Consider the following 25921-nt stretch of genomic DNA (forward strand, 5'->3'; position numbering starts at 1 on the left):
CGCACTTTTATTATGCTAATTTTCGTATTTTAGCATTTGTATTTTTCAAACAAATATTTCATGAATTATAAAACAAACGAACTCAAAATAAGCAACACTTTAACGGGTGAAAAAGAAATCTTTAATTCCATTTTAGATGGTTTTGTTGGACTCTATGTTTGTGGACCAACTGTATACAGTGACGTTCATTTGGGGAACTGTCGTACGTTTATTTCCTTTGATGTAATCTATCGTTATCTATTGCATTTAGGTTACAAAGTTCGTTACGTTAGAAATATTACTGATGCTGGTCACCTTGAAAATGACGCGGAAGAAGGAGAAGATAAAATTGCTAAAAAAGCGAGATTAGAACAGTTGGAACCGATGGAAATCGTTCAACGTTATACTTTAGATTTTCATAAAGTATTGAATCAATTTAATAATCTTCCGCCAAGTATTGAACCAACAGCAACTGGTCATATTATCGAGCAAATCGAAATGATTCTCGATATTATAGAAAATGGATTTGCTTATGAAGTGAATGGATCTGTTTATTTTGATGTTGAAAAATACAATGAAACAAATAATTACGGTGAACTTTCAAAACGAAAAATTGAAGATCTAGTTGCTGGAACACGCTCATTAGATGGTCAAGAAGAGAAAAAATCTCCACTTGATTTTGCTTTATGGAAAGATGCAAAACCAGAACACATCATGAAATGGCCTTCACCTTGGGGATTAGGTTTTCCAGGATGGCACTTGGAATGTTCTGCAATGAGCACAAAATATTTAGGAGAACAATTTGATATTCATGGAGGTGGAATGGACTTAAAATTCCCACATCACGAATGTGAAATCGCACAAGGAACAGCCGCAAATGGGAGTAAACCAGTAAATTACTGGATGCACGCCAACATGCTGACTTTGAACGGTAAAAAAATGAGTAAATCGACAGGAAACACTTTGCTTCCTGAGGAATTATTCTCTGGAGATAACGAAACTTTAGGTCGTGCTTATCATCCGATAGTTGTGCGCTTCTTTATGATGCAAGCGCATTATGCAAGTGTTTTAGATTTCAGTGCAGAAGCTTTAAATTCCTCTGAAAAAGGATTCCTTCGTTTAATGGAAGCGATGAAAGTATTGGAGGAAATCGGAACCAGCGAAAAATCATCTATTGATGTTGAAGGTTTAATTCAGAAATTCTACAACGCAATGAATGATGACTTTAACACACCAGTTTTAGTTGCTCATTTATTTGATGCGGCTAAATTCATTCAGTCTGTAAATTCAGGAAAAGAAACTATTTCTGCTCCAGATAAAAAGATTTTGACTTTTGCAATGAATGAATTCGTATTCGACGTGCTAGGTTTAACAGTTGTTTCAGAAGAGAAAGGAGCAAACAATGAGAGTCTTGACACTGTTATGGAATTAGTACTTCAAATGCGTCAACAAGCAAGAGAAAATAAAGATTGGACAACTGCTGATGCGATTAGAGACAAACTGAATGAAGCAAAAATCGTTGTAAAAGACGATAAAGAAGGTGCAACATGGAAAATTCAATAGAATCAATAACAGAACAGCTTAAAAAATTAGAAGAACAAGTCAAAGAGATTTCTCCGGATGCTGAAAAAAGAAAAGAAATTTTTAGTTCTTATCACGCATTAACGGAAAGGCATTTAGAAAGTCTCGAAGATCAAAAAGCGTATGACGGAAGTCCATCTGATCTTGATTTATATACCTTAAAAGACACGCCGGAAGATACTTCAAAAACCATAGCTACAATTGAAAATGACATGCTTCCGAAAGGAATCGTTGCAGCTTCAGGTGGACACATGGGATATATTCCAGGCGGAGGAATTTACACTTCTGCGATTGGCGATTATTTAGCAGCAATCAGCAATGCATATAGCGGAGTAAATTATGCTTCTCCCGGAGCCGTGGCAATGGAACACGCATGTTTAGATTGGTTGAAATCTGTTTATGGTTTTCCAAAATCTGCTGTTGGAAATCTAACTTCTGGCGGCTCAATTGCTAATTTAATTGCATTGGGAGCAGCGAGAGATCACAAAGAAATTCTCGATAATATAAAACATTCGGTAGTTTACATGTCCGCCCAAACACATCATTCTGCTCACAAAGCGCTAAGAATTTTGGGTTTACATCAAATGGTTTTAAGAGCAATTCCGACTGATGAATTTCATAGAATGAATCTTTCGGAATTGAAGCTTCAAATTGAGAAAGATAAAGCAGAAGGATTAACGCCTTCAATTTTAATTGGAAGCGCTGGAACAACAGATACTGGAGCAGTTGATCCCTTAGATGAAATGGCTGGAATTGCCAAAAGAAATAAGCTGTGGTTTCATGTCGATGCGGCTTATGGCGGATTTTTCATTTTAACAGATACTGCAAAAGTTAAATTCAAAGGCATCGAAAAAGCAGATTCTATTATTACTGATCCGCACAAAGGAATGTTTTTGCCTTATGGAATTGGAGCAGTCTTGGTGAAAAATGCTGAAGCTGTTTTTGAATCCAATAGAATTACAGCAAACTATATGCAAGACAGTTTAGCCGAGGAATCACCTTTAGATCCGTCCGATGTTTCTCCAGAGTTAACAAAGCATTTCAGGGCTTTAAGAATGTGGCTTCCACTAAAAACGCATGGAGTTGCTCCATTTAAAGCCGCACTTGAAGAAAAACTTTTATTGACGACTTATTTCAGAACCGAAGTAGAGAAGCTAGGTTTCAAAACTGGACCAACTCCCGATTTATCGGTGAGTTATTTCTGGTATCCATTTGGCGAAAATGAAAACGAACTCAATCGAAAACTGATGTCGCTTTGTCACAATGATGGTAGAGTATTCATGTCTTCCACTAAAATTGAAAATAAATTCGTAATCCGTATGGCGATTCTCTCTTTCAGAACGCATAAAGCCGAAATTGACAAAGCCTTGGACATGTTATTAGAAAATTTATCAAAGATAAGAAGCTAACAATCTTTAATTTACAATTTATTTTGAAATTATTATTTTAAAATGTTTTGAAATCAATTAAATCTAAGTATCTTTGCAACCCGTTTGGATACGGAAAGCGTTACGCAATAGCGCTCAAAATTAGATAATAAGTTACATAAAGATATATTGCGGGGTGGAGCAGTTGGTAGCTCGTCGGGCTCATAACCCGAAGGTCATAGGTTCGAGTCCTGTCCCCGCTACCATTAAAACGGCAATTGAGAAATCAATTGCCGTTTTTGGTTTTGTTAGGTTTGCTTGTCGGACTCTTTATCCGTCAGCTGACTGACATAGGTTATCCTGTCCACCGTTACTTCGAGCAGAATGAGAAACAAAGCGAAAGCCAAGTTTTGGACTATACCTTATTCTTGGCCTGACTACTCTTTTTCAATCTCTTAAACCAATACAGAAACCCGTTGCCATTTTTGATCTTACAGTTTTTTTTTCGAATAACACTAGATGAGAAGTTTATCGATGTGAAACAGTTGCGTATTAGTTGAATTTTGAAAAATCAGAATGCAGTCCCCCCTTATTTACAAAACGGAAGTCAACCAAAAAATATATTATAGTAAATTACCACTAGCTATTAAAATAACTAGAGCACTTACTCCAAACACAGAGGACTGACTGTAAATGTATTGACACGAATCCACCCCTCAAAAGGGCAGAAACACTATACAATACAGAAAATACCAGACCAACAAAACTTGTCAATTAAGACAACTAATGTAACTTTACAGCGTTAACTAAATATTAATATAAAATTAATATACTAATTGACTCGAAATTATATGAACAAGCTTTATAAAGCAAGAACAGTAATTCTAATTCCACATTATAATAACTTAAAAGGTCTTGAAAAATCAATTGAATCAGTCAATCATTCCCAAGCTATTGATATTCTTATAATAGATGATGGTAGTACATCATCTCAGGTTCCAGACCTGTTAAAATTACAAAAAATTTCAACAAAAAACTCTAAAATAATTCTTTTTTTATCAAAAAAAAATGAAGGGATCTCATCTGCTCTAAATCGAGGTCTAGATATTATTCTAGAATTAAACCAATATGAATTCATAGCACGTCTTGATTGCGGCGATACCTGCGTGGTAAATAGATTTTTTCTACAAGAAAAATACTTTGATAAGAACGATACAACAATGTTAGTTGGTTCGTGGGCAAAATGGATCGATCAAGCTTCAAATAATGAAGTGTTTAAGTTTAAACCCGCAGTAGATCATAAAAAAATCATGAAGATGATGTCTGTCCGTTGTAACTTTATACATCCAACTGTTATGTTCAGAACTTCTGTAGTTAAAGAATTAGGAAAGTATCCTGACCAATATACGGATGCTGAGGATTATGCCTACTTCTTTAATATTTCCAAAAACTATAAAACCGCAAACATTCCAAAGTATTTAACTAATGTAGATTATAATATTGAGGGAATTTCTGTAAAAAATAGAAAAAGTCAAAATAGAAGTAAAATAAAAGTCATCAATGCATATGGTAAAAAGGATATTTACCAGCTTTACGGCTTCTTATACAACTTCCTGCTACTTGTAGCTCCTGCTAAACTTGTTTTTTTATTAAAGAAAAAAGTTTTTTCATAGATGACTATAATTCACGTCGTAGAACCATTTGCTACAGGAATAAATACATTCATTCGTGAATTAGTAACAGGCATGCCCAATGATCAGCATATAATAATTCATGGTGAAAGAGATGACAATCGAAAACTGAAATCTATTATTGATGAGTACGGTAGCAATGTGAAATTTGTTCGTTGGGAACATGCACAAAGAGAAATAAGGATTTTTAAGGACTTAAAAAGTTATTTTAGTTTAAAAAAGCTATTAAAACAGTATTCATTTGACATTTTACATTTGCACTCATCTAAAGCCGGAACGATTGGAAGTTTTTGGAGTTTTATCAATGGGAAATCAAATGTTGTATATACCCCAAATGCCGTTTCTTTCTTAAGAACCGACGTGTCAAAAATAAAAATTAAACTATTCAAAATAATTGAGAAGTGCATCTATCGATCTGGAGTAAACATTGTAAGTTGTTCTCCATCAGAATACGATGCGTACAAAGATATTTCTGTAAACACCGGAGTGATAAGAAATGGGATAACCATTGACGCAAGTGTGAAGAAAAATTTACCTAGGGAAAAGAGACAATTAAGCGTAGTTATAAATGGAAAAATTACAACACAAAAAAATCCGGAAGTAATTAATAGAATCGCCAAACACTTTGTAGGTGATTCGTCTATCGAATTTAACTGGATAGGCGACGGGGAATTGAAAAACGTTTTAAAAGCTAACAATATTAACATATTAGGTTGGCGCACAAAAGAAGAGGTATTCGAGCATTTACAAAGTGCAGACCTCTATTTATCCGCTTCCTTATGGGAGGGACTGCCTTTGTCTGGTATTGAAGCAATGTCTTTCAAACTACCTTTAATTTTAAGCGATTGCTCTGGAAATGTGGATCTAGTGGAAGACGGAACGAATGGTTACACTTTTCATTCTGAAAAACAAGCGATTAAATACATAGAAGAGCTCAAGAATAATCCACAAAAGATTAAAAGAATGTCTGATAATTCTCAAAAAATGTACGAAAACTACAACAATTACATTTGTGCTAAGAATTATAGAGAATTATATAAGAAATTGACAAAAATTAAAGCAAAATAATGTCAAAGTCTAGATTAGTCACTCTTTTATTAATTGCCCTATTGGCAATACATCTTTCAAATGCGATGTATTTCACTGGAATATTTACGTTAATTATTTTTGTCGTTGTATTATTCTTGGGGAACTTGGCTTCTCGTCTAAAAGTACTTTTAAGTAATAAACTATTCTGGATTCTTATCATCCCTTTTCTCGTTTACACTGTATCAATTATATATTCAGAGGATCTACATTTTGCTTGGAAAAAACTGGAAATCGGATTATCAATTCTAATTTTCCCGATAATGATTGGCTTAACTAACATTGAGCGAAAGGACATAATCCTTTTCCTAAAATGTATGATTCTGCTTGTTGCCTTCTTACCTGTTATTGGGTTTGTAAACCAATACTCAAGCTACCTAGTGTTTAATGATACTGGAGCTTTTTATAATGATAACTTAGTCTCCATTTTAGGCAAACAGGCGGTATACTATGGATTCTTTATAAATGTAGCACTGTTAACACTGTTTGCACTCTTGAAAAAAGGTGAAATTAAGAGCAATACAGCACGTATTATAGGTTCAGTATCATTTATACTTCTCATTTGCACACAGTACTTATTAGCCAGTAGAATTGCTATTGCTCTTACTGCATTAATGATTGTAACTTTCGCAATAGCGTATATGGCCAAACACCTTCGAAGGAGTCAGCTTATATTATTTTCAACAGGGTTTGTTCTAATGGGTGTAGTACTGTTATTTTCATTTCCTAAAGTTCTCAAAAGGTTTCAAAGTATTAAGCATATCGAATACAAATTCGATAACCCAAACCCGATAAATCATTTTAACGGAGAAATTAAAAAAGAAAACTGGAACGGTTTAAATACTCGGCTTGCCATTTGGGAATGTACCCTTGACGCAATCAAAATAAAGCCGCTGTTTGGTTATGGAATTGGTGACGGACAAAAGGAATTACAAGAAATATATAAAGAAAAAAACTTCATTCTCGCTAAATCAAACTATTATAATACACACAACCAATACCTCCACTTTACTTTAATAGGAGGGGTTTTAGGACTTCTTGCTTACACCTTACACTTGCTCTATTTTGTACGTTATTCCATTCAAAAAAAGCATTGGTTGCTATTTGGATTTTTATTGATTTATATGACCACAAGCCTAACGGAAAATATACTCGGGCGTAATCAAGGAGTGGTTTTTATCAGTCTATTATTGAGTATATTGGTGTATTTCAGCGGTAAAATAAAAAATAACACATTCAGTTTATGAAAATATTCTATCAACATACAAGATTAATAATACTGACTCTATCAGTCTTAAACATAATAGTACACATCACTGGTTTCTATTATGGAATAGATTTATTTAATCTCTTTTCTACTCTAGTTATTTCTGAGTTACTATTAATAATACTATACTTAATCATAACAGTTTACAAATGGATTAATGATGGCTTCATAAAAACAGAAACAGAGCAAATAAACTTTTCGAAACAAGTGTCAAGATCAATTTCTAAAAATCTTGAAAGGATTGAGAAATTTGAAAATACCATTATTGATGAAATAAAAAACTCACATAAGAAAAATATAGCCCCTCTTTTCAGTCAAAGTGAAGCAATTTTAGATTCAGTTAACTTACTCAGGGAGCAGACAAATCACAATAATGATGAGAATTTAAGAAAGCACAAAATAATAGGATCTGCTCTTGAAAAAACCGAGAAGCTATCAGAAAATTCCATCGAAAAAATGGATGAAAATAATGATTATCTTAAAAATTTAGAGGAAGTAGTTAATGAAAAGACAAGTAAGCTTTTTACTAGATTTACTCAAATCGATACAAATAATAATTCAATGATTCTAAAGCTAGAGCAAATAGGTCAGGCAATAGCTAAGAACAATGAAAAACTAAACACGATAAAGGCAACGGTTAGCGAAGAGGTAAATAAAAGTAATGAAAAAATTTCACAGCTGATAACAACTAAAAATCTCGATTTAAACAATATTGTAAATGAAATATTTACAACGATAGCTCAAGAGAGCACGAAAACCTCAAGTGAAATCAAAGATTTAGAAGAAGTAATTCTACCAAAAATAGATACGGTACTGAGTAAAATAGATACTTCAAGGCTTGAAAGTAGTACAGCGCTGGTTGAAATAGGTGCCAAAATGAAACAAAGTAAATCTGAACTGAATAGTTTTATTCAGGAAGAAATGGGGAACTTTTTAGACAAACAAAGAAAGAATATTTCTTCCATTGAAATAATTTTGAAAAATGAAATTTTAAGGACCTCAAACGATCAATATTATGCAATAAGAAAGGAATTAAATAATACATATATCCGATTGGATGCGTTGCACTCTATTTACCATTTGTTAAAGTTTGAGGGCCGTTTACCCATCATGCATGATTGGACCGTAAGTTCAGATTATGCGTCGGAAGTCGTGAACAGCATACTTTTAAATAATGGTGGAACCATTCTGGATATTGGTTCAGGTATATCTACAGTGCTCTACGGAGCAGCAATTAAAAAGTGCGGTAAAGGAAGAGTAATTTCACTTGAACACTCTAAAGAATATTATGATAAAACGATAAGTTTAATTCGTGAACATAAGTTAGAGGATATTTGTGAAATACACTACTGTCCTTTAAAAGAGTACGTTATAGCTGGGAAAAAATGGCTTTGGTATGACATTGAGAAGGTTAAACTCCCGAAGGAATTAGCAATCATATCAGTTGACGGCCCTCCAGGTGATACTCAGCATCTTGCCCGTTATCCTGTATTACCAATACTAATATCAACAGTTTCTTTAAACACTATTATTTATTTAGATGATGCTAATAGAGATGAAGAACAAGAAATTGCAAAACAATGGAAGAATCAATTTAACTTGAATCTTGATTATAATAATTCAAACAAAGGGTTTGTAAAATTTACAAAAAAAAATAAAACGTTACGGTAATGCAAATAAGTGTCATAATTCCAATTTATAATGTAGAGCAGTATTTATCCGAATGTCTTGAGTCATTGTTATTACATAATGACGCAGCATTCTTAAACGAAATTGAAATCATTGGCATTGATGACTGTTCGCCAGATAATTCCGCTTCAATATTTAATAACTTCATAGAAAACTTCCCCGATTACAATATCAAGTTAATTAGGCATAAAAAAAATAAAGGCTTAGGTGGTGCAAGAAATACAGGAATACGAGCTTCTAAAGGAAAATATATCCTGTTCTTAGACTCTGATGATACCTTAACTGAGAAATCACTTGATTATTTAATTCCCCACACAAGGAAAAATAATAGAATTCTTGTATTTGGTTTAGCAGCAAAAAAGAACGGATCAACGGTATGGAATTATACACCATCAAAAAATGAAATAATCCAAAAAGACAAAGCTCTTGAAATGTTTGCCAAAGATGAAATTATTCCTTCAGCTTGCAATAAGCTTTTTCCGCGTGAAATGCTGCGTAACCTAAAGTTTAAAGAAGATTTATATTATGAGGATTTGGAATTTACTCCTCAGGCAATTAACTATTTTTCCGAAATAGAATTTACAACTAAAACACTTTACAATTACAGACTTGACGGAGCCTCAATCACAAGACAAACTACAACTTCTAAACATATAAAGGACTTAACAAAAGTACTTGTTAGTTTGAGTGAAAAAATAAGTAATCCAAAAATATTTTCAACGCTTTTGTTGAATAGATGGGGACATATGTTGAGATCATGGAATCTTAGTAATAATCTTAAGTCAGTTGCCCTAAAAGAATTTTTACATTTTTTACAGGCTGAAGAATTCAAACTAGATTTTACTGAAGGTAAAAAAGCAGCGACATTTATTAATGAAAACCTGGAATCCTTTGAATACGATCTTCATTTTGCTGAACTAAAAAAGAAAGTTCTTAAACTATTAAAATTTGATTTTGCCAATCATACTCACATCGCTAACCTTAAATTTGATAAAATATATGTTATTAATCTTCCTTTTTATGAAAAGCGGAAGTACACAATTTCAAAAAAACTCATTGATGAAAACATAAATTTTCAAGTTTGGGAAGCTACAAATGGGTATTCAGAATCAAATAAAAAGAAATATAATGATTACTTAAAACGTGGTATAGGTTCGTTTAAACATTTCCATGAATATGATAACATAGAAAAAAATAGAGGAAGTAAGTTCATCGAGTCACCCGGGGCTTTAGGTGTTATACAGTCCTATATTTCGATTCTGTTAGACGCAAAAAGTAAGGGATATGAATCTATACTTGTTTTTGAGGACGACGCTATTTTAGTTGATAATTTTGAATCAAAACTTAAAGATTTCTTTGAGGCTATTGATTCTAATTGGAAATTACTCCTTTTAGGAGCATCCCAATATAGTTGGGATAAAATCCCTGAAAATTCCGAAAGAAAAGGATATTATCACCCTATAAATCTTGAGACCTGTGGTGCTTTTGCATTAGGTATTCATAAAAGTGTTTACGACGAACTGATTGAAGTTCAAAGTTATTTTGATGCACCTTTTGACCATATACCAATAGGTAGTCTCTATAAAAAATATCAAAAACAATGCTTTGTTTCATTTCCAAATATTTGCGTGCCTAATGTAACCAGCAGTACAATTCGTGAAGAGCGTGATCAATTTAAGCACAGTTTGAAAATGAAATGGAATTTATCTGATTACGAATTTCCACCCCAGAAATTCTCGGTATCAATAATCATCAATTCAAAACGAAATCTCAAATACATCAATGTTACAACTTCTAAATTAAATGAAGTATTTGATGTGCGTTGGTTCATAAATTCAAGTTCTGGACTCAGACCTATTCATCAAAACTTATATTTAGACGAAAACAAAATAGCGTTTACGAAGGAAGTTAATTCTAATACAGGTTTAACCAGTGATTTTGTTTTTTCTCTTTCTAATGATTTAGTGCTAACAGATGAGCTTATATACGACAAAATATCTTCTTTCCTTCATACGGACTCTTTTCAGATTGAAAATGAAAGTTTAGAAACAAACGGTTTAAAAAAAATAACTAGTCTTTACAGCAATGTCGAAAGAAGTAGGGTTGAAAACAATGGATTAGTCACTGTAATCATTCCAACCCACGGTAGGAGCACCAACTTATCGAATGCCTTAAACTCAATAGTTTCTCAATCATACGAGAAAATTGAAATAATAGTAGTGGATGATAACCCTGCAAATTCTTTAATAAAAAAAGAGACGGCGAAAATTGTTCAAGAATTTCAAAGTAAGCATTTGATTAAATACATTTCTCATGAAAAGAACTTAAACGGGGCAGCCGCAAGAAATACTGGATTTTTGCATTCTTCAGGTGAGTATATATGCTTCTTAGATGATGATGACATCTACTTAACCGAGAAAATTAAAAAATCTTTGGAAAACCTTAAATCCTTAGAGAAAAAATTTGGTGGAGTCTATTGTGGTTATTTTGGTTGGAATGCAAAAGAAGCTGATTTAACAAGGTTCAAACCCGGCAAACTTACCTTTGAACTTCTTTCTTTGGACTTTAAATCTCATTACCTACATACAAATACAGCATTATATCGCAGATCAGCATTAGAAAAAATAAATGGATTTGATGAGACGTTTAACAGACATCAAGATTTAGAATTCAATATTCGATTTTTCCGACATTTTGAAATTGGCGTTGTTGAAGAAGTTTTAGTGCACTTAAATCCCGTTACATCTGAAACAACCAATAGAGTGTTTAATGAAGATATTGCAAAATTAAAAGAAAAATTTCTGTCAAGGTTTGTGCCAGACATTAAAAAATTCTCGTTTCAAGAACAAAAATTGATTTATTCCCGCAACTGGCATGAAGCTAAAAATCTATTTGATAGTGATGAGAATTTCTTAAACTATTTTGAATCAAAAGCCGATTTTAAGTACTCAGTAGTAGAAGTTATTGATAAACTTGACGTCGAGAAAAAAACACAAAACAAAAAGAATTATAGCCCGGACTTATCAAAAATTAATGAAATTGGAAAAACTTCACCTATTGCTGCACATTCTAAAAAGAATGACGAGGATTTAGAAATAAATAAATGTAAAGCGGAGTTAGCAAGATTAGATGGCCTATTTCATCTAGAGAGCTTAGCCCTTAGGGAGATGAAAGAAAAAGCAGAGGAACTTAAAGAAGTCATTAAAGACCTAGAACAACAGAAATCATGGTACTCTAGAACTTACGACCATCTTCCAAATTTGTATTTAAAAGTTGGTGGTATCTTTAGAAGAATCAAAATTAAAAAAAGTTTTTAGTGAAGCATTTTATACTAGCCATAACAACTTTCAACCGTATTGAGTACCTCATTGAGTGCCTGAACACATGGAACAGAACAAAGTCAAACGACGTTGCTTGGCAACTTGTTATTGCCGATGATGGTTCAGACGATGGTACACTAGAATACCTTGATCAGCTAGAATTTGAGAATTGTGAAATCATTATCCTGAAAAACAATCGCATAGGTGTGCATCAACAAATGAACACTATTTTGAGTCACTTAAAGAACGTCGATTTTAACTTTTGCTTTAAAGTAGATGATGATGTTACTTTTTTGAAATCTGGCTGGGATCATTTATACCATGATGCTGCCTTGAATTTAGGAAATGATCATCTGGTTTTCTGTGATGAAAAATGGAGCACCGAGCAATTTTTAGAAAAACCTATTTTAGAAAAAGGTAGTGCGCTTATCGGCAGAGTACCAACGATGCATGCACATGGTTTCTTTTACACGCTAAGCCCTCAGATAATTGAAAAAGTAGGCTTTATGGATGTTCATTCCTTTGGTTTTAGAGGTATGGGACATGTAGATTTCACTACCCGATGTGCAAGAGCTGGATTTACAAACGAAGAAACTCCTTGGGATGTAGTTGATAGTAATGCTTATATTTCGGCTACAAAAGACGAATATCACAGTGTTCTTCCTAACACTACAACGGGTGTTTACGACTCCTTTAACAGGGATAAAAAAGAAAAGGTTATTCTTCAAAGAAATCGTATCTATGTCAAAAATCAAGATATTGATTTAGATCTTTACTCAAAATTTAAAGAAGAACTAATTATTGCACTTTCTAATAAAGTAACTCATTTTGATAACGAAAAAAGAGAACTTGTTACATGGTACGATTCTGAAATGAAGAAAACTTCCATGTGGTATTCATCTCAATATAAAAACTTACCAAATTGGTATTTGAAACTTGGTAAAGTATTCAAAATATTAAAATTAAAATAATGAGTCCTAAAAATCTAAAACCAGTTGTTAGACTAAAAGAAAAACATGTTCAAAACTGTAGAGTTTTAACAGATAGATATCATCTTTTAAAACATCTTCCAAAAAACAGCAAAGGTGTTGAAGTTGGAGTTTTAGGAGGAGATTGGTCTGAACATCTTTTAGCGGTTACAGAGCCTTCTGAACTGGTTTTAATTGACACCTTTTACTCTAATGACTATGATCATATGAAGCGATTTACTAAAAAGAATCATGAATCATATATCAAAGATAAATTCAGCTCCCACGGAGAAAAAGTAAAGGTCATGAAAGGGCTTTCTTGGAACATGTTAAATACATTTGATGAAAATTATTTCGATTGGATCTATATTGACGCTGCTCATGATTATAATTCTGTGGTAAAAGACCTCCAAGAAGCTTATAGAGTACTAAAATCTGGCGGGATTATTATCATGAATGATTATATTGAATATGATCATTTCACGAAAGAAGATTACGGTGTAGTTCAAGCGACTAATGAGTTTATGACAAATAATAATTTTGAAATGCTCTTTTTTGCACTCCACCCAAATATGTTTTGCGATGTAATGTTGCAACAAATTAAAGACTGAATATGAAGTATTGGTTAATTACTACTGAGTTCCCTCCTATTCATGGCGGAGGAATTAGCACTTATTGTTGGCACACAGCAAAAATGTTTAGTGAAAAGAAGCACGAAGTAACCGTGTTTGTTAATGATTACTCAGTAAATAAAGTTTCGAAAGAAAAAGTTGAAGAGAATATTACGCTCATTCGTTTTAACCCTAATCAGGTGAAGATTGGAAGCGCTCTTGGTCATGATGCCAGGTTAGGACTTGAGTTCGCCAATATTGTAGAATTAGAAATGCAACAGTCTGGAGTTCCTGACATTCTAGAAACGCAAGATTATTTGGGTATTGGATACTATATTCTTCAAAAAAAAGCACTGTTCTACCCTTTATTTAAAGCCCTAAAGGTGGTATTAACCATGCATGCGCCAAGCTTTTTGTATTTAGACTATAACCAGGTTCCCTATTACAATTTCCCTGAGTATTGGACGGGCGAGTTTGAAAAGGCATCTATTCGAATGGCAGATTTGGTACTGTCCCCTTCACAATACCTGATTGACCAACTTGATTCACGAATGAATCTTAAGGAAAAAAATCCTATACGCGTTTTTAATCCATACAGAAACAACTGGTCTTCTGGTGAAATCCCAACATATGATGAAGGAGATTTAGTCTTCTTTGGAAAGCTAACTCCTCAAAAAGGATGTCTCGAAATGCTTTCTTATCTAAAAGAAATGTGGGATAATGGTTTCAATAAGCCATTGACGATTATAGGAGGAGGACTCCATTTCTTCTATCCTTTTCAAGAGGATATGATTGATTATGTGAAAAAACGATATTCAACCTATATCAAAAAGGATCTAATTAAATTTGAGGGGAATATGCCACCAGAAAAATTAAAGGAGAGACTCAAAAAAGCACATGTCATAATAACACCGAGTATCGTAGATAATTTACCTTATGCCGTATTAGAATCGATGGCATTAGGGAAAATAATTTTAGCTTCTGAGAATGGTGGTCATACTGAAATTATCAATCATGATAAAAATGGTTTCATTTTCCAACATGGTTTAAATGGTGACTTTACTAAAACACTTGAAAAAATATTACAACTCCCTAAGGAACAAGTTCAGGAAATAGGTGTTCAAGCACAAAATGCTATTGAGGTGAACACTAATTATGAAACAGTATACATTGAAAAATTAGAATTACTTTCTGAATTAATGAGTAACGATAAGCAGGAGGATAGTTTCTATTTTATTGAAACAGTTCAACGATCACAACATAATCAAGAACTCTTCGAAAACTCAAAAATGAGTATTGTTATTCCATATTATAATTTGGGAGAGTTTATAATGGACACTATACATTCACTCAAGAAAATTACAGTTGAAGACGTTGAAATAATCATCGTTAATGATGGTTCTACAGATCCCAACAGCATTAAAGTTCTTGAAAAATTAAAGGAAGATAAATCAATAACAATATACAACAAACCAAATCAAGGTTTGTCGCTTGCTCGTAATTTTGGAGCGAAGAAGTCTACAGGTGATTATTTAGCATTTTTAGACGCTGATGATACAGTCAGTCCAGAATACTATGAAAGAGCTATTGAGGTACTAAAGCACTATAATAATGTCAGTTTCATAGGTTGTTGGGCTCAGTATTTTGGAGAAAGTACCGATATCTGGCCAACATTTAATCCTGAACCACCCTATTTACTGACTCACAACATGATTAATAGCAGTGCCTTAGTGTATAAGAAAGAAGATTTCCTTTCCTTTGGTCAAAACGATCCAAATCTTGTGTATGGTATGGAAGATTATGACAGTGTAATTTCAATGGTGAAAAATGGAGCTCGAGGACTTTCATTTCCTGAATTATGGTGGCAATATCGCATTAGAAAAAACTCAATGGCCCAGTCATTTACAAAAAATAAAGAATTGTATCTTTACCGAAAAATAAGCGAAAAGCACAAAGATTTATTCGGGAGATACGGAACTGAAATATCCAACCTGCTGAATCACAATGGTACTGGTATACATTTCAACAATCCAACATGGCCATTGAATTTATCGAAAGGATCAAAACTTTCTTCTTTGAGATTAGCACAAATAGTTAAGAAAAATCCTACAATGCGATTTTTGGCAAAGAAAATTTATAACAAATTAAACAAATAATATATAGTTTATTATGGGAAGCAATGCAGCTAATGCACAATTGACAAAGAAAAATCGTTGGGAACGAATTTGGCTTCTGGCAAAAATTGAATTTAAACTCAGGTATTATGAAAATAGACTGGGACTATTGTGGGCCTTACTCAAACCACTAATGCAATTGGCAATATATTTTATTGCCTTTAAAATAGTCATGCGAAATAATATCGAAAATTTCGCTATTTATTTGTTTGCAGGTATCATTGTATGGCAGTTTTTTGTTGAAACTACTGGAGGGTTAATCAATATTCTTAAGACGAAAAAGTATTTATACGAATACTCCAATATGTCTAAAATAGAAATTTATCTAGCGAGTTTAATTAGTGCTTCTTTAGGGTTTGCTTTTAATTTCTTCATACTAATCCTTTTCTTAATTATTGGAGGAATTGATTTAGGTTGGAACTTAATTTACTTTCCTTTAATATTCATATCCTTATTTATTTTTTGCTTTGGTGTAGCCTTAATTCTCTCAAATCTTTACTTAAAGGTTAAAGACATCAATCAGTTCTGGCCATTAATTTCACAGTTTTTAATGTGGCTTTCCCCTATCTTTTTAAGCTTCGAGGCTTTGAAAAACAACATCCCATACATCAGCTACTTAAATCCTTTGTTTGGCTATATATCAACCTTCAGAGATGTAGTAATGTATAATATCAAACCTGATTTTACACTGGTATTAATAAACTTTGCACATGCAATTATCGCATTATTTTTAGGTTTAATTTTATTAAGAGTTTTTGGTAAACGAGCGTCTGAATTATTATAATAATATGAATAAAGAAATATCTATACAACTATCAAACGTTAGTAAAACATTTAGAACTTCTAGCAAATCGTTCTCAACTTTAAGAGATCGATTAATCAATTTTTACAAAAAGAATGAGGTAAAAACAATAAAGGCATTAAAGGAAATCAATTTAGAAATACACGCTGGTGAAACCATTGGTGTAATCGGTAGAAACGGAAGTGGAAAATCAACACTAACAAAAATAATGTCAGGGACTTTTATTCCTGATCGAGGAGGTCAAGTCATTAAAAACGGTACATCCTTATTATTGAATTTGGGTGTTGGATTTAGCCACGAATTAACGGCACGCGAAAATATTTATGTCAATGGTTCAACTCTAGGATTGCGAATCAGTGAAATTGATGAACTTTTTTATGAAATACTAGAGTTTTCAGAATTAGAAGATTTTAAGGACACTAAAATCAAATACTTTTCAAGTGGTATGATTCAGCGTTTATCTTTTTCTATTGCAATTTTTGCTAAAGCTGATATCATCTTTTTAGATGAGGTTTTTGCTGTAGGTGATAATAAATTTAGAAAGAAAGCAACAGAAGCGTTAAAACAAAACTGGCTAAAAAATAGAACCTCAATTATCGTTTCACACAGTACAGGTGTCATTAAGGAACATTGTGATCGTACAATTTTATTACACAAAGGAGAATTGATATTTTTCGGTGAAACAGAAAAAGCCTTAGCAATGTATGAAGAACTAGAATGACTAAAGATGAATGAATTTCATTCAATGACCCTCTCCTAACTCGTCCCCATCGCAGTCAACACTAGTCTTCTTGTTCCTCCATGATTTCTGTGTTCACGAAAATAAATGTCTTGCCAGGTTCCTAAGTTTAAAGCGCCATTCCTAGTTGGTATTTGAACAGAACGCACCTATAAAGATGATTTTATATGCGCTTACAAATCGCCACTCCATTCATAATCACGTTTATTTGACAGGTGCATTTTATGGAACAAATTTGTTAAAGTGTCTCACAAAGTCCACACGAACTGTTGGATCTGCATTTTCATTAATTGCTAATCCTGCTGACGTATGCTTAATGAACACCTGTAAAGCTCTAGTTTTGTATTTGCGCAAAACCCATGCATTAGCATGTATGCTTTGCAAAGCGTCCCTAACAACTCTCAATGAAGTACTTTCTTTAAACTACATCCAACAATCCCAAATCGAGTAGGAAGCTAGGGATTATTTCCCTAGCTGTCCTCTCACACCACCGTGCATACCGTTCGGTACACGGCGGTTCTTCAATTTACAATCCTCACTTTTAGGTAATAATCAGAGAGAAAGACATAACCCGATACTTTCAGACGCTCTCTTGTAATCGTAGTTGACAAGATAAAACTCTTGGACGTATGCCAATAACTTTTCCTTGTGTTTGCCCACTCATACGCTTTCGATTTCTTAACTCCGAGCTTGATGAGATTGGCTATTTTGGTTCTTATTCGTTTCCATTGTTTCCAAATTACCATCCGCAGTCGCCTGCGATACCATTCATCTATACGAAGTAGAATACTCTTCATATCAGCCCACTTAAAATAATTAATCCAACCCTTAATATATTGGGATAAAGACTCCTTACGTCTCTCATTTCCCCATCCGTTACTCCTTGATGTTAGCTCTTTTAACTTGGCTTTCATCTTGGCGATACTTTTAGGATGAACTCTTAATCTACACTCACCTCTAAATTTATAAAAGGAATACCCAAGAAATTTAACCCCTCGGATTGATGTAGTTTGGCTCTTTTCACGATTGACTTTCAAGAATAGCTTGTTTTCTATGAAGTTTGTAATGCTTTCCATTACTCGATTACTACTTCGCTTACTCTTACATAAAATCAGAAAATCATCTGCATATCGAACAAATTTATGTCCTCTATGCTCTAACTCTTTGTCCAATTCATTGAGCATAATATTGCTCAACAATGGACTCAATGGTCCGCCCTGTCGTACTCCCTCTTTAGTTGGCTCAAAAGTTTGACCTACTCGAACACCACCATTTAGATAATGATGTATCAACGACACAACTCGATTATCTTTAACTGCTCGTGAAAGCAGTTCTATCAGCTTGCTATGATTTACTGTGTCAAAGAACTTTTCTAAGTCCATATCTACAACGTAATTATAACCTTTTGATATGTACTTCTTACACTTTTCCAGTGCTTGATGAGCATTGCGTTTTGGTCTAAACCCAAAACTATGAGCCGAAAATTGGGGTTCGTAAAGTTTACTTAGTTCTTGAGATATGGCCTGCTGGATTACTCTGTCCACTACCGTGGGAATACCCAGATTTCGCTTCTTACCTCCATCTTTCGGTATCTCTACTCTGCGTACCGCATCGGGGCGGTATTTACCGTTCAGTATACTTTCTATTAGACTATCTTTATGTTGGACAAGATAATCGCTAAGCGATTCGACTTTCATCTCGTCAACTCCTGAGGCTCCATTATTTTGCTTTACCTTTTTGTAAGCTAAATTAAGATTCGTAGGAGATAGTATCATTTCTAATAAATCATATCCTGTTTCATTTGGATTGTTGATGCGGTTGTTTTCGGTTATCCACATGAAAGTCTGCCCTCCAACATAGCCTTCGGATTCCGTCCTATTCTTTTGTTTAGAGGTCTTTGATTTTTCAAAGATTTTCTGCTTTCTTCCTTTCATTAAGTAACTGTCATTTACTACACATCTAATCGAGTTCTACCCTTCCTAAATGTAGTCGACACTTAGTACTATGGCTTCTGCTGACTCCTGACAGCAACTGTTGTCCGTGCTTCATACTTTGTTTTCACACGTCTATCAGACCTCCCGTGGTAAGGTAATTCACTTTCACTCCATGTCCCCGCCATATTTACATCCCGTTGTCTGTGCAATCTTTGGACTTTGACATGTGTTGGAGTCTCATCCCAACGGTTATGCCTAATATGATTCGTATTCCTCGGGGCAGAGTTTTGCTTCCAACTTCCTTCAGATTCCACCTCGCGATGGACACCCTTGTCTTCAGCTAATGGTTGGCGATCACAAACCCCCATAGTGAACTTTCATCACCTAGTTAATTACCATGCACGGCACACAACAAAAAAGCCTGCATTGATTTACAACACAGGCTCATTCATTACCTCTCTAAATTCCAAAATCTTACTTCTGTAATTTTGCGTTTTTCTTTTTTAATTCTTCAAGTTTTATTTCTAACGAAGTAATCAGATCTTCAATGATTTATACGAAAAGAATAAAACCATAACAGCACAATTTGATAGGCAATCATCAAGGTTTAAACACAGATGGATGGACAAACGTTGGGGAAGTTGTGATAAAAAATGGCGGAATACATCTTAATCTAGAGCTCATTAAAGCACCGAAAAAGTGTATCGAATATGTTTTGGTGCATGAACTATGTCACTTGGTGCATCATGACCATAGTAAAGCATTTTATGAGTTGTTGGAGAAGCTTTATCCTGATTGGAGAAAGACGAAGATTAGGTTAGAGAAATTGATGGTGTGATTGGACTTTAACTCCACCTCTTTCTCACTCTGAAATAATATATTCCTCAAAAAACAAAAAAAACATTTTATCTCTTTGAATAACATTAATGATGTCAGTTACATCCATCATTAACACCCCGTAAGTAAGCTGATGATAGATAAAAATATCATATATTCTACTCTGGTTTTTTTCTTCTGCTCTCCTCTCTTTTTCTCACTTTGAAAAACCTTCACCTCTTTTGTGTTTGCAAAACGTCCCTACCCGTACTCATGAGAAATTAATTAAAACCATTTTCCTAAAAAGCAAAAAAGGCACGTTATTTCTAACGTGCCTTTTACAATTAGTAAAAATATTCTAATGCTCTACCACAGTATTCCCTTCTAGGCTCACAGCTGCTATTCTTGCCAATAATCTACCATCAACTGTTGCTCCAGTCTTTAATGATATAGATTGATCTGCTAGAATACTACCTTTAAAAACAGATGTTGTTCCTAAAGTTGCTGAAGTACCTACTTGCCAAAAAATATTAGAAGCCAATGCTCCTCCACTCAAAATAACTTGTCTACCTGATGTTACGTTAAGCGCAGATGCTATCTGTATAATAAACACCGCATTTGGATTACCTAATGCGTCTATAGTTAAGTCACCTGAGGAAATTTCAAGAGAACCACTAGATTTATAAAGACCTGGTGTAAGTGTTAATCCACCAATATTTCCTGCTAAAAGCACCATATCTGTAGCTGTTCTTCCCGCTGCGTCATTATAAGCTGTCGTTAAATCTCCTTTTGCTGATGTTAAAACAGATGGCGTTGGACTTGTATAATTTGATGCGTACAAAGAACCTGTTACCTCAGCAGCTGTTGACGATGTTCCATCAGTAGATAAAACCAAAGAGAACCCTGTAAGAAATGAACCCGCTGCTGGACTTAATCCTATGTCTCCTGTAATAGCCGATGTTGGTACATTTGAAACTTGAGATCCTGCTAGTATTACATAGTTCCCTGCCGATGCAAGATTCACAGGAAGATGCTCTGTCGTTTGTGCTGTAATTACATTCGTGTTAGACCCACCTCCTGAAGGTTCGGAAGGATTTGGTTTATTGTCATCTTTTGAACAACCTGCAATAACAACAGCCGTTAAAGCAATTGTTGTCAATATTGTTTTCATTTTCATATCTGTAAAAATTTAACTTGCGCTACTGGCGTTCAGTTGTGAATCATTTCACATAGTAAAGTTGAATCTTTTTAAATTAGCAAACACTAATAGTAAAATCTATTTATACTTTAATAACATTAAAATCTATAATCTAGTTTACTAAAAATCAAAAGCACAAACCATTAGTTTGTGCTTCTGCAATAATATAAACAATTACTTATTTCCCCACCGGCGGTTCCAGTAGCTTAAAGAACTGATCTAACTTCGGTAAAATAATTATTTCTGTTCTTCTATTCGTAGCTTTTCCTTTGGCTGTTTCGTTTGTTGTTTTTGGCACGAACTCAGAACGTCCTCCTGCTGTCATTCTCGCTGGGTCAACTGCAAATCTAGTTTGCATTAGTCTCACAATTGAAGTCGCTCTTTTTGCACTTAAATCCCAGTTGTCAGTCATACAGTCTGTAGCAATTGGAACATTATCAGTATGTCCTTCCACAAGAATATCTAATTCTTTGTGATCATTGATAATTTTAGCAATTTTTCCCAATACTTCTTCAGCTTGTGTACTTACTTTATAACTTCCAGATTTGAAAAGCATTTTATCTGAAATAGAAACATAAACGACTCCTTTTTTCACTTCGATAGAAATATCTTCATCATCAAAATTATCTAAAGAACGTTTAAGATTCATCACCAACGCCAAGTTGATGGAATCTTTTCTTTGCATAGAACTCGTTAAATCTTTAATGTACTTATTCTGTTCATTTAAAGCCTCTAAAGATTTTTTGATACTTTCAGCTCCAGATTTACTTACCACCGAAAGCACAGACAATTGATCTAATAGATTGGTGTTTGTACTTTTAAAGTACTCCATTTGCTGGTTGAGATTTTGGCTTTTGTTTCGTTCATTGGATAAATCAGATTCCAACACCAACCGCTGATTGTTACTCTCTTTTAACTCATCATTACAATTGTTTAATTTAGTTTCGAGAGATTCTGTTTGGTTCAAAGCTGCAGTGTATTTCTTCTGACTTACACAAGAGGAAAGCAACACGCCAAATAGTAGAAAAGATACAAATTTTAGTTTTTTCATAGTTTTAAATTTTAATACCAATCTAGACATATTAAACCGATATTAGTGTTAATAATTACTAATCAAATGTCGAGACAAAATAGTTATCTCAAAAACTAAAAGTTACAATTTAAAATTCATAAAAGCAATACTATTTACTGAACCTGAACAATGTAGACCAGTTCTAAATTATTGAGGCAATAATACAAACGATAAAACAACTATCTGAAGCAGATTGCAGAAAAATCTAAAAACATAAAGTTCACATAATGACATCTATCATTTTTTAATCTAGCATAAAGTTGTAAGTTTAAAGAATAGGATTAAACATTTTAAAATCAAATCAGATGAATTCAGAACTTTCACATACTCAAAATCAGAAAATCTTACGCTCACGTGTTGAGATAACTTTTCGTCAACTTGTTAAACTAAAAAAGGAAAACAACAAGGAATCTTTCAATGAAGAATTACTAAAAATTCTTCCAGAAGTTAAGAATTACATCAATGGAAGAATCACTTCTGCGATGAAAAAAGGGAATCTTCCGAAAGGTAAATATAAGGCGGGTGACTTCTATAATCAGCTTTTCATTGAAGTTTATGACCATATTGAAGAGCTCAAAGATGACAAGGATTTCTATTTATGGATCTTTAAAAAAACCAATGAATTACTCGAAGACGTAATAGTTGAAGAAGAATTTAATGACTTTTTCTTTAAGAATATCGACGACTACTCAAAGCCTGAATGGGACGCCATGGAGGAAGAGTTTAGTACTGACGGTGATGGAGATTTAATGATGATTGAAGAATTGGACGACATCTCCTACAAGAAAAATGACTACACCTTAAACCATGTGTTTATTGAAGGTGGTAAGAATGAATTTGTTGAGAAAATTGATAGAAATTTAAATCAAGAGTCCATTGATAAACATATACAAATGGTGTTGCATAATTTGACTTTACCAATGCAAACTGTATTTGAGCTTTCAACGCAACAGATGTTAAGTTTACATGAAATTGCGCAAGTAAGAAGTTGCACAGAGAAAGAGGTTGCCAACCTTTTAAATGATGCTAGAGAAACATTGCAAAAGAGTTTATTGAACAGGTATTCATTAAGTTAAATAGTGAACATTCATTAAGGATCAGAACAAATGTAATCCGCCAAAACTCAATTTAAAATTGAGTTTTGGCGGATTTTAAATATCGTTAAAAACCGACTAATTCATCTGTTTAAAACTATTTATCACTTCCAAAAGCAAGTAATAAGAGAAATAGTAGCTGTTTCAGTAAGCTGAAAAACAAAATTATTATTCACGTCAAGAGTTCAGTTATAATTTATTCGAAAAGAGGATTAAAAACAACCCTTTTACCCTAAATTTAAAGCTCCGGAAAGAGAGATTTTAGGTCTATACTTTTAAGTGCTTTAATCATATCATTGTATCCTATTTCAAAAATTTCATCAATATTATTTTTATCAAATAACCCAAATTGAGTCAATTTTTTTGGAGCAATTACAATATCACAATCTGCAAACTTTGCTTCATCACTTTTGGCGATGTTAATATTTATAGCGCGTTCTATAACATTGTAAAAGTGCTTGAAATCGTTAGTAGATGCCGAACCATAAAGATTTACGTAAACACCGATTACCACATCACAATCTTCTTTTATAAGATCAACAGGGAAATTATTGAGTACGCCACCATCAATATATAACGCTTCATTGAAATTTATTGGTGAGATTAATCCAGGAAAAGCGGAGGAAGCCAACACAGGTTTTATGAGCTCGCCCTTACTAAAAACTTCAAGTTTTCCTTCAGTAATATTGGTGGCGGTAATGAATAACTTTTTTTTAAGTGCACTAAAGTTATCATCAGGTAGTTTTTCCTTGAAAACATCATAAAACTTTTCAGCATCTATAAATCCAGGCTTATTTAATGCATACTTTTTGTAATCCAATAATTTTACCGATTTAAAAAGTTCTAACATTTCATCAAAAGCGTATCCGTGAGCATATAATGCACCTACAATTGCACCAGCACTTGCGCCAGCGATATGAGTGGGGTAAATATTGTGCTCCTCAAGGGCCTTAATTGCGCCTAAATGTGCAACACCTCTCATTCCACCTCCAGAGAGAACTAATCCAATATTCATTTTATGCTATTTTTTAATGAAAACGAATTTAACATTAAAAGTTTAAAAATCATAAAACTACGATTTCAGGATTAATCTTAAAATGACTGTGGTCATTTAACAGTTGAATGATTCGAAACAACTCCTGTACTTTCATTCTTACCACTTTTCGATTGTTGAAAATAAGGAAAGTTTCTTTCCAAAATTCAAGAAAAACAATAGACATTAAACAGCTTTTTAAACCTTAAAAGTTGTTCTATATTAATTCTTAGTTTTGTTGTTTGAAAGAGCGGACTGTTGATTCGCCCATTATGACTATTTTAGTTTACCTTAATAGAAAATAAATTATAATGACTTTAGATTTATCTCGCTTAATTATAGATTTTGGTTTATTCATTCTAATATGGATAGTTCAATTGATTATTTACCCAAGTTTTGGCTATTATTCTAAAGAAAACTTATACAAATGGCACAGAAAATACACGAAGCGATTCTCCATAGTTGTGATGCCTTTGATGTGTTCGCAAATCATTATCGCAATTATTCAACTTTTCCAAGCACAAAACTGGTACACCATTTTAAGCATGCTAATTATTGTTTCACTTTGGATAATGACTTTTAAAATATTTGTTCCCTTGCATTTTAGTATCGATAATAATAAACCAATTGAAAATGCATGTTCCAAATTAGTGACTAAAAATTGGATGAGAACAGCTTTATGGTCGATACTCTTAATTTCATCAGTAATTTATTACATCTATTAACGAGGTACTAATATTAGAACGAATGGACAAAAAGAAAAAAGTAAATTATAGACAAAAGACCTCTTTAATTATATTGATTTGTGCGTCTTTACTCTACTTATATTGGTACAATCAGGATTTTTCGAAAGAAATTATCAAGAAACAGGATGTTAAATCACTTAGCTTAGAAGGCAAGCTTTTAATTGCCGCATCAAATAGTCCTTTTAAGGATTCGATTAAAGGACTAATCATAGATCATTATAAATCGACTTCTGTTATAGTTGAGGTAATTCCTATTAAGAATTTAACGACAAAAGACATTACTGACTTTGATGCAATCCTTATTCTGCACAGATGGGAAGCTGGCAAACCAACAGAAATTGTTCAATCGTTTATTGAGAATAATATAAGTTTAAAAGACAGAATGGTGATGCTAACTACATCGTGGAATGGACTAGAGAAAATGAAAAACGCAGACGCAATCACTGGAGCTTCAATAATAGAAAATGTACCGAGTTTTTCCGATAGGATTATTAAGAAATTAAACCCGTTGTTACGTTAAACAAAAAGTCGTCATTAACTTATTATAACCCGCCAAAACTCATTTTAAAACGTAGTTTTGGCGGGTTATAAACGACAATCATACTTCAGAAACAAATAAATATCAACCATCACCACGTTAATCATTAAAAATTAATATTGGGCCACCAATATAGGTCCTTAATCCCTAATTTTAACGATGTGTTTTTTCAATAATACAGCCGATAATTGCATTGATTAATTTTATCTAGAGTTA

23 protein-coding genes and 1 tRNA gene are annotated in these 25921 nt (G+C 33.4%); 17 read left to right on the forward strand and 7 right to left on the reverse strand.

Annotation, left to right across the window (positions count from 1 at the left end):
* Positions 1–60 precede the first annotated feature (60 nt).
* From cysS to ERX46_RS08615, 13 genes are all read left to right on the forward strand, one after another.
* The gene (gene cysS / locus ERX46_RS08555; RefSeq protein WP_130093448.1) at positions 61–1542 is read left to right on the forward strand and encodes a cysteine--tRNA ligase; all 1482 of its coding nucleotides are present in this window, start codon (positions 61–63) and stop codon (positions 1540–1542) included.
* Positions 1527–2969 carry a pyridoxal phosphate-dependent decarboxylase family protein gene (locus ERX46_RS08560; RefSeq protein ID WP_130093449.1) on the forward strand — a complete coding sequence of 481 codons (1443 nt, stop codon included), beginning with the start codon at positions 1527–1529 and terminating at the stop codon, positions 2967–2969. Before cysS ends, ERX46_RS08560 begins: the two co-directional genes overlap by 16 nt.
* Positions 2970–3117: 148 nt before the next feature.
* Positions 3118–3193 (forward strand) — tRNA-Met (locus ERX46_RS08565).
* A gap of 585 nt (positions 3194–3778) precedes the next feature.
* Positions 3779–4600, forward strand: coding sequence for a glycosyltransferase (locus ERX46_RS08570; RefSeq protein WP_130093450.1), 822 nt, complete (start codon positions 3779–3781; stop codon positions 4598–4600).
* A complete protein-coding gene (locus ERX46_RS08575) occupies positions 4601–5686 on the forward strand; it encodes a glycosyltransferase (protein WP_130093451.1) in 1086 nt (361 codons plus the stop codon).
* Positions 5686–6951 carry an O-antigen ligase family protein gene (locus tag ERX46_RS08580; RefSeq protein WP_130093452.1) on the forward strand — a complete coding sequence of 422 codons (1266 nt, stop codon included), beginning with the start codon at positions 5686–5688 and terminating at the stop codon, positions 6949–6951. The genes ERX46_RS08575 and ERX46_RS08580 overlap by 1 nt, the downstream gene beginning before the upstream one ends.
* The gene (locus tag ERX46_RS08585; RefSeq protein ID WP_130093453.1) at positions 6948–8642 is read left to right on the forward strand and encodes a class I SAM-dependent methyltransferase; all 1695 of its coding nucleotides are present in this window, start codon (positions 6948–6950) and stop codon (positions 8640–8642) included. The genes ERX46_RS08580 and ERX46_RS08585 overlap by 4 nt, the downstream gene beginning before the upstream one ends.
* Positions 8642–11977: a glycosyltransferase gene (locus tag ERX46_RS08590; protein ID WP_130093454.1), complete on the forward strand. Its 3336-nt coding sequence runs from the start codon at positions 8642–8644 to the stop codon at positions 11975–11977. The genes ERX46_RS08585 and ERX46_RS08590 overlap by 1 nt, the downstream gene beginning before the upstream one ends.
* The gene (locus tag ERX46_RS08595; RefSeq protein WP_130093455.1) at positions 11977–12951 is read left to right on the forward strand and encodes a glycosyltransferase family 2 protein; all 975 of its coding nucleotides are present in this window, start codon (positions 11977–11979) and stop codon (positions 12949–12951) included. The genes ERX46_RS08590 and ERX46_RS08595 overlap by 1 nt, the downstream gene beginning before the upstream one ends.
* Positions 12951–13559 (forward strand): class I SAM-dependent methyltransferase, encoded by a 609-nt coding sequence (locus ERX46_RS08600; protein WP_130093456.1) that lies wholly within the window; start codon positions 12951–12953, stop codon positions 13557–13559. Before ERX46_RS08595 ends, ERX46_RS08600 begins: the two co-directional genes overlap by 1 nt.
* A 2-nt stretch (positions 13560–13561) precedes the next feature.
* Complete coding sequence (locus tag ERX46_RS08605; protein ID WP_130093457.1) at positions 13562–15715, forward strand: glycosyltransferase; 2154 nt, start codon at positions 13562–13564, stop codon at positions 15713–15715.
* Between the two features lie 13 nt (positions 15716–15728).
* Positions 15729–16517 carry an ABC transporter permease gene (locus ERX46_RS08610; protein WP_130093458.1) on the forward strand — a complete coding sequence of 263 codons (789 nt, stop codon included), beginning with the start codon at positions 15729–15731 and terminating at the stop codon, positions 16515–16517.
* 4 nt (positions 16518–16521) lie between these two features.
* The gene (locus ERX46_RS08615) at positions 16522–17256 is read left to right on the forward strand and encodes an ABC transporter ATP-binding protein (RefSeq protein ID WP_130093459.1); all 735 of its coding nucleotides are present in this window, start codon (positions 16522–16524) and stop codon (positions 17254–17256) included.
* A 35-nt stretch (positions 17257–17291) separates the two neighbouring features.
* Here ERX46_RS08615 and ERX46_RS17825 read toward each other — a convergent pair whose 3' ends face one another.
* The 4 genes from ERX46_RS17825 to ERX46_RS17590 form a co-directional block, all read right to left on the reverse strand.
* The gene (locus tag ERX46_RS17825; RefSeq protein WP_317127186.1) at positions 17292–17423 is read right to left on the reverse strand and encodes a YjbQ family protein; all 132 of its coding nucleotides are present in this window, start codon (positions 17421–17423) and stop codon (positions 17292–17294) included.
* 73 nt (positions 17424–17496) lie between these two features.
* Positions 17497–17598 carry a YjbQ family protein gene (locus tag ERX46_RS17830; RefSeq protein WP_317127191.1) on the reverse strand — a complete coding sequence of 34 codons (102 nt, stop codon included), beginning with the start codon at positions 17596–17598 and terminating at the stop codon, positions 17497–17499.
* Between the two features lie 197 nt (positions 17599–17795).
* Entirely contained in the window at positions 17796–19208 is a 1413-nt protein-coding gene (gene ltrA / locus ERX46_RS08625; protein ID WP_130093460.1) for a group II intron reverse transcriptase/maturase, read from the reverse strand.
* Between the two features lie 68 nt (positions 19209–19276).
* On the reverse strand, positions 19277–19417 hold the full coding sequence (locus ERX46_RS17590) for a hypothetical protein (RefSeq protein WP_207214145.1): 141 nt from the start codon (positions 19415–19417) through the stop codon (positions 19277–19279).
* A gap of 377 nt (positions 19418–19794) precedes the next feature.
* On the opposite strand from ERX46_RS17590, the gene ERX46_RS08635 reads away from it, so the two are divergent.
* A complete protein-coding gene (locus ERX46_RS08635) occupies positions 19795–20046 on the forward strand; it encodes a M48 metallopeptidase family protein (RefSeq protein WP_242494555.1) in 252 nt (83 codons plus the stop codon).
* Positions 20047–20382: 336 nt separating this feature from the next.
* Here the strand turns inward: ERX46_RS08635 and ERX46_RS08640 are convergent, their stop codons facing one another.
* A complete protein-coding gene (locus ERX46_RS08640) occupies positions 20383–21195 on the reverse strand; it encodes an ice-binding family protein (RefSeq protein ID WP_207214146.1) in 813 nt (270 codons plus the stop codon).
* A gap of 205 nt (positions 21196–21400) precedes the next feature.
* Positions 21401–22273 (reverse strand): OmpA/MotB family protein, encoded by an 873-nt coding sequence (locus ERX46_RS08645; protein WP_130093462.1) that lies wholly within the window; start codon positions 22271–22273, stop codon positions 21401–21403.
* 326 nt (positions 22274–22599) lie between these two features.
* On the opposite strand from ERX46_RS08645, the gene ERX46_RS08650 reads away from it, so the two are divergent.
* Positions 22600–23370, forward strand: a complete 771-nt coding sequence (locus ERX46_RS08650; protein WP_130093463.1) for an RNA polymerase sigma factor — start codon at positions 22600–22602, stop codon at positions 23368–23370.
* Between the two features lie 256 nt (positions 23371–23626).
* Here ERX46_RS08650 and ERX46_RS08655 read toward each other — a convergent pair whose 3' ends face one another.
* Positions 23627–24403, reverse strand: a complete 777-nt coding sequence (locus ERX46_RS08655; protein WP_130093464.1) for a patatin-like phospholipase family protein — start codon at positions 24401–24403, stop codon at positions 23627–23629.
* A 329-nt stretch (positions 24404–24732) separates the two neighbouring features.
* Between ERX46_RS08655 and ERX46_RS08660 the strand changes: the two genes are divergently transcribed.
* Both ERX46_RS08660 and ERX46_RS08665 read left to right on the forward strand, forming a co-directional pair.
* A complete protein-coding gene (locus tag ERX46_RS08660; RefSeq protein ID WP_130093465.1) occupies positions 24733–25146 on the forward strand; it encodes a hypothetical protein in 414 nt (137 codons plus the stop codon).
* Between the two features lie 22 nt (positions 25147–25168).
* A complete protein-coding gene (locus ERX46_RS08665) occupies positions 25169–25687 on the forward strand; it encodes a hypothetical protein (protein ID WP_130093466.1) in 519 nt (172 codons plus the stop codon).
* Positions 25688–25921 lie beyond the last annotated feature (234 nt).

This window comes from Brumimicrobium glaciale, assembly GCF_004152935.1.
GTDB classification, from domain to species: domain Bacteria; phylum Bacteroidota; class Bacteroidia; order Flavobacteriales_D; family Crocinitomicaceae; genus Brumimicrobium; species Brumimicrobium glaciale.

Excerpts from the sequence above, each read along its gene's own strand:
- cysS (WP_130093448.1), top strand. The coding sequence starts at position 61 with ATGAATTATAAAACAAACGAACTCAAAATAAGCAACACTTTAACGGGT.
- ERX46_RS08560 (WP_130093449.1), top strand. The coding sequence starts at position 1,527 with ATGGAAAATTCAATAGAATCAATAACAGAACAGCTTAAAAAATTAGAA.
- ERX46_RS08570 (WP_130093450.1), top strand. The coding sequence starts at position 3,779 with ATGAACAAGCTTTATAAAGCAAGAACAGTAATTCTAATTCCACATTAT.
- ERX46_RS08575 (WP_130093451.1), top strand. The coding sequence starts at position 4,601 with ATGACTATAATTCACGTCGTAGAACCATTTGCTACAGGAATAAATACA.
- ERX46_RS08580 (WP_130093452.1), top strand. The coding sequence starts at position 5,686 with ATGTCAAAGTCTAGATTAGTCACTCTTTTATTAATTGCCCTATTGGCA.
- ERX46_RS08585 (WP_130093453.1), top strand. The coding sequence starts at position 6,948 with ATGAAAATATTCTATCAACATACAAGATTAATAATACTGACTCTATCA.
- ERX46_RS08590 (WP_130093454.1), top strand. The coding sequence starts at position 8,642 with ATGCAAATAAGTGTCATAATTCCAATTTATAATGTAGAGCAGTATTTA.
- ERX46_RS08600 (WP_130093456.1), top strand. The coding sequence starts at position 12,951 with ATGAGTCCTAAAAATCTAAAACCAGTTGTTAGACTAAAAGAAAAACAT.
- ERX46_RS08605 (WP_130093457.1), top strand. The coding sequence starts at position 13,562 with ATGAAGTATTGGTTAATTACTACTGAGTTCCCTCCTATTCATGGCGGA.
- ERX46_RS08610 (WP_130093458.1), top strand. The coding sequence starts at position 15,729 with ATGGGAAGCAATGCAGCTAATGCACAATTGACAAAGAAAAATCGTTGG.
- ERX46_RS08615 (WP_130093459.1), top strand. The coding sequence starts at position 16,522 with ATGAATAAAGAAATATCTATACAACTATCAAACGTTAGTAAAACATTT.
- ltrA (WP_130093460.1), bottom strand. The coding sequence starts at position 19,208 with ATGAAAGGAAGAAAGCAGAAAATCTTTGAAAAATCAAAGACCTCTAAA.
- ERX46_RS08640 (WP_207214146.1), bottom strand. The coding sequence starts at position 21,195 with ATGAAAACAATATTGACAACAATTGCTTTAACGGCTGTTGTTATTGCA.
- ERX46_RS08645 (WP_130093462.1), bottom strand. The coding sequence starts at position 22,273 with ATGAAAAAACTAAAATTTGTATCTTTTCTACTATTTGGCGTGTTGCTT.
- ERX46_RS08650 (WP_130093463.1), top strand. The coding sequence starts at position 22,600 with ATGAATTCAGAACTTTCACATACTCAAAATCAGAAAATCTTACGCTCA.
- ERX46_RS08655 (WP_130093464.1), bottom strand. The coding sequence starts at position 24,403 with ATGAATATTGGATTAGTTCTCTCTGGAGGTGGAATGAGAGGTGTTGCA.
- ERX46_RS08660 (WP_130093465.1), top strand. The coding sequence starts at position 24,733 with ATGACTTTAGATTTATCTCGCTTAATTATAGATTTTGGTTTATTCATT.
- ERX46_RS08665 (WP_130093466.1), top strand. The coding sequence starts at position 25,169 with ATGGACAAAAAGAAAAAAGTAAATTATAGACAAAAGACCTCTTTAATT.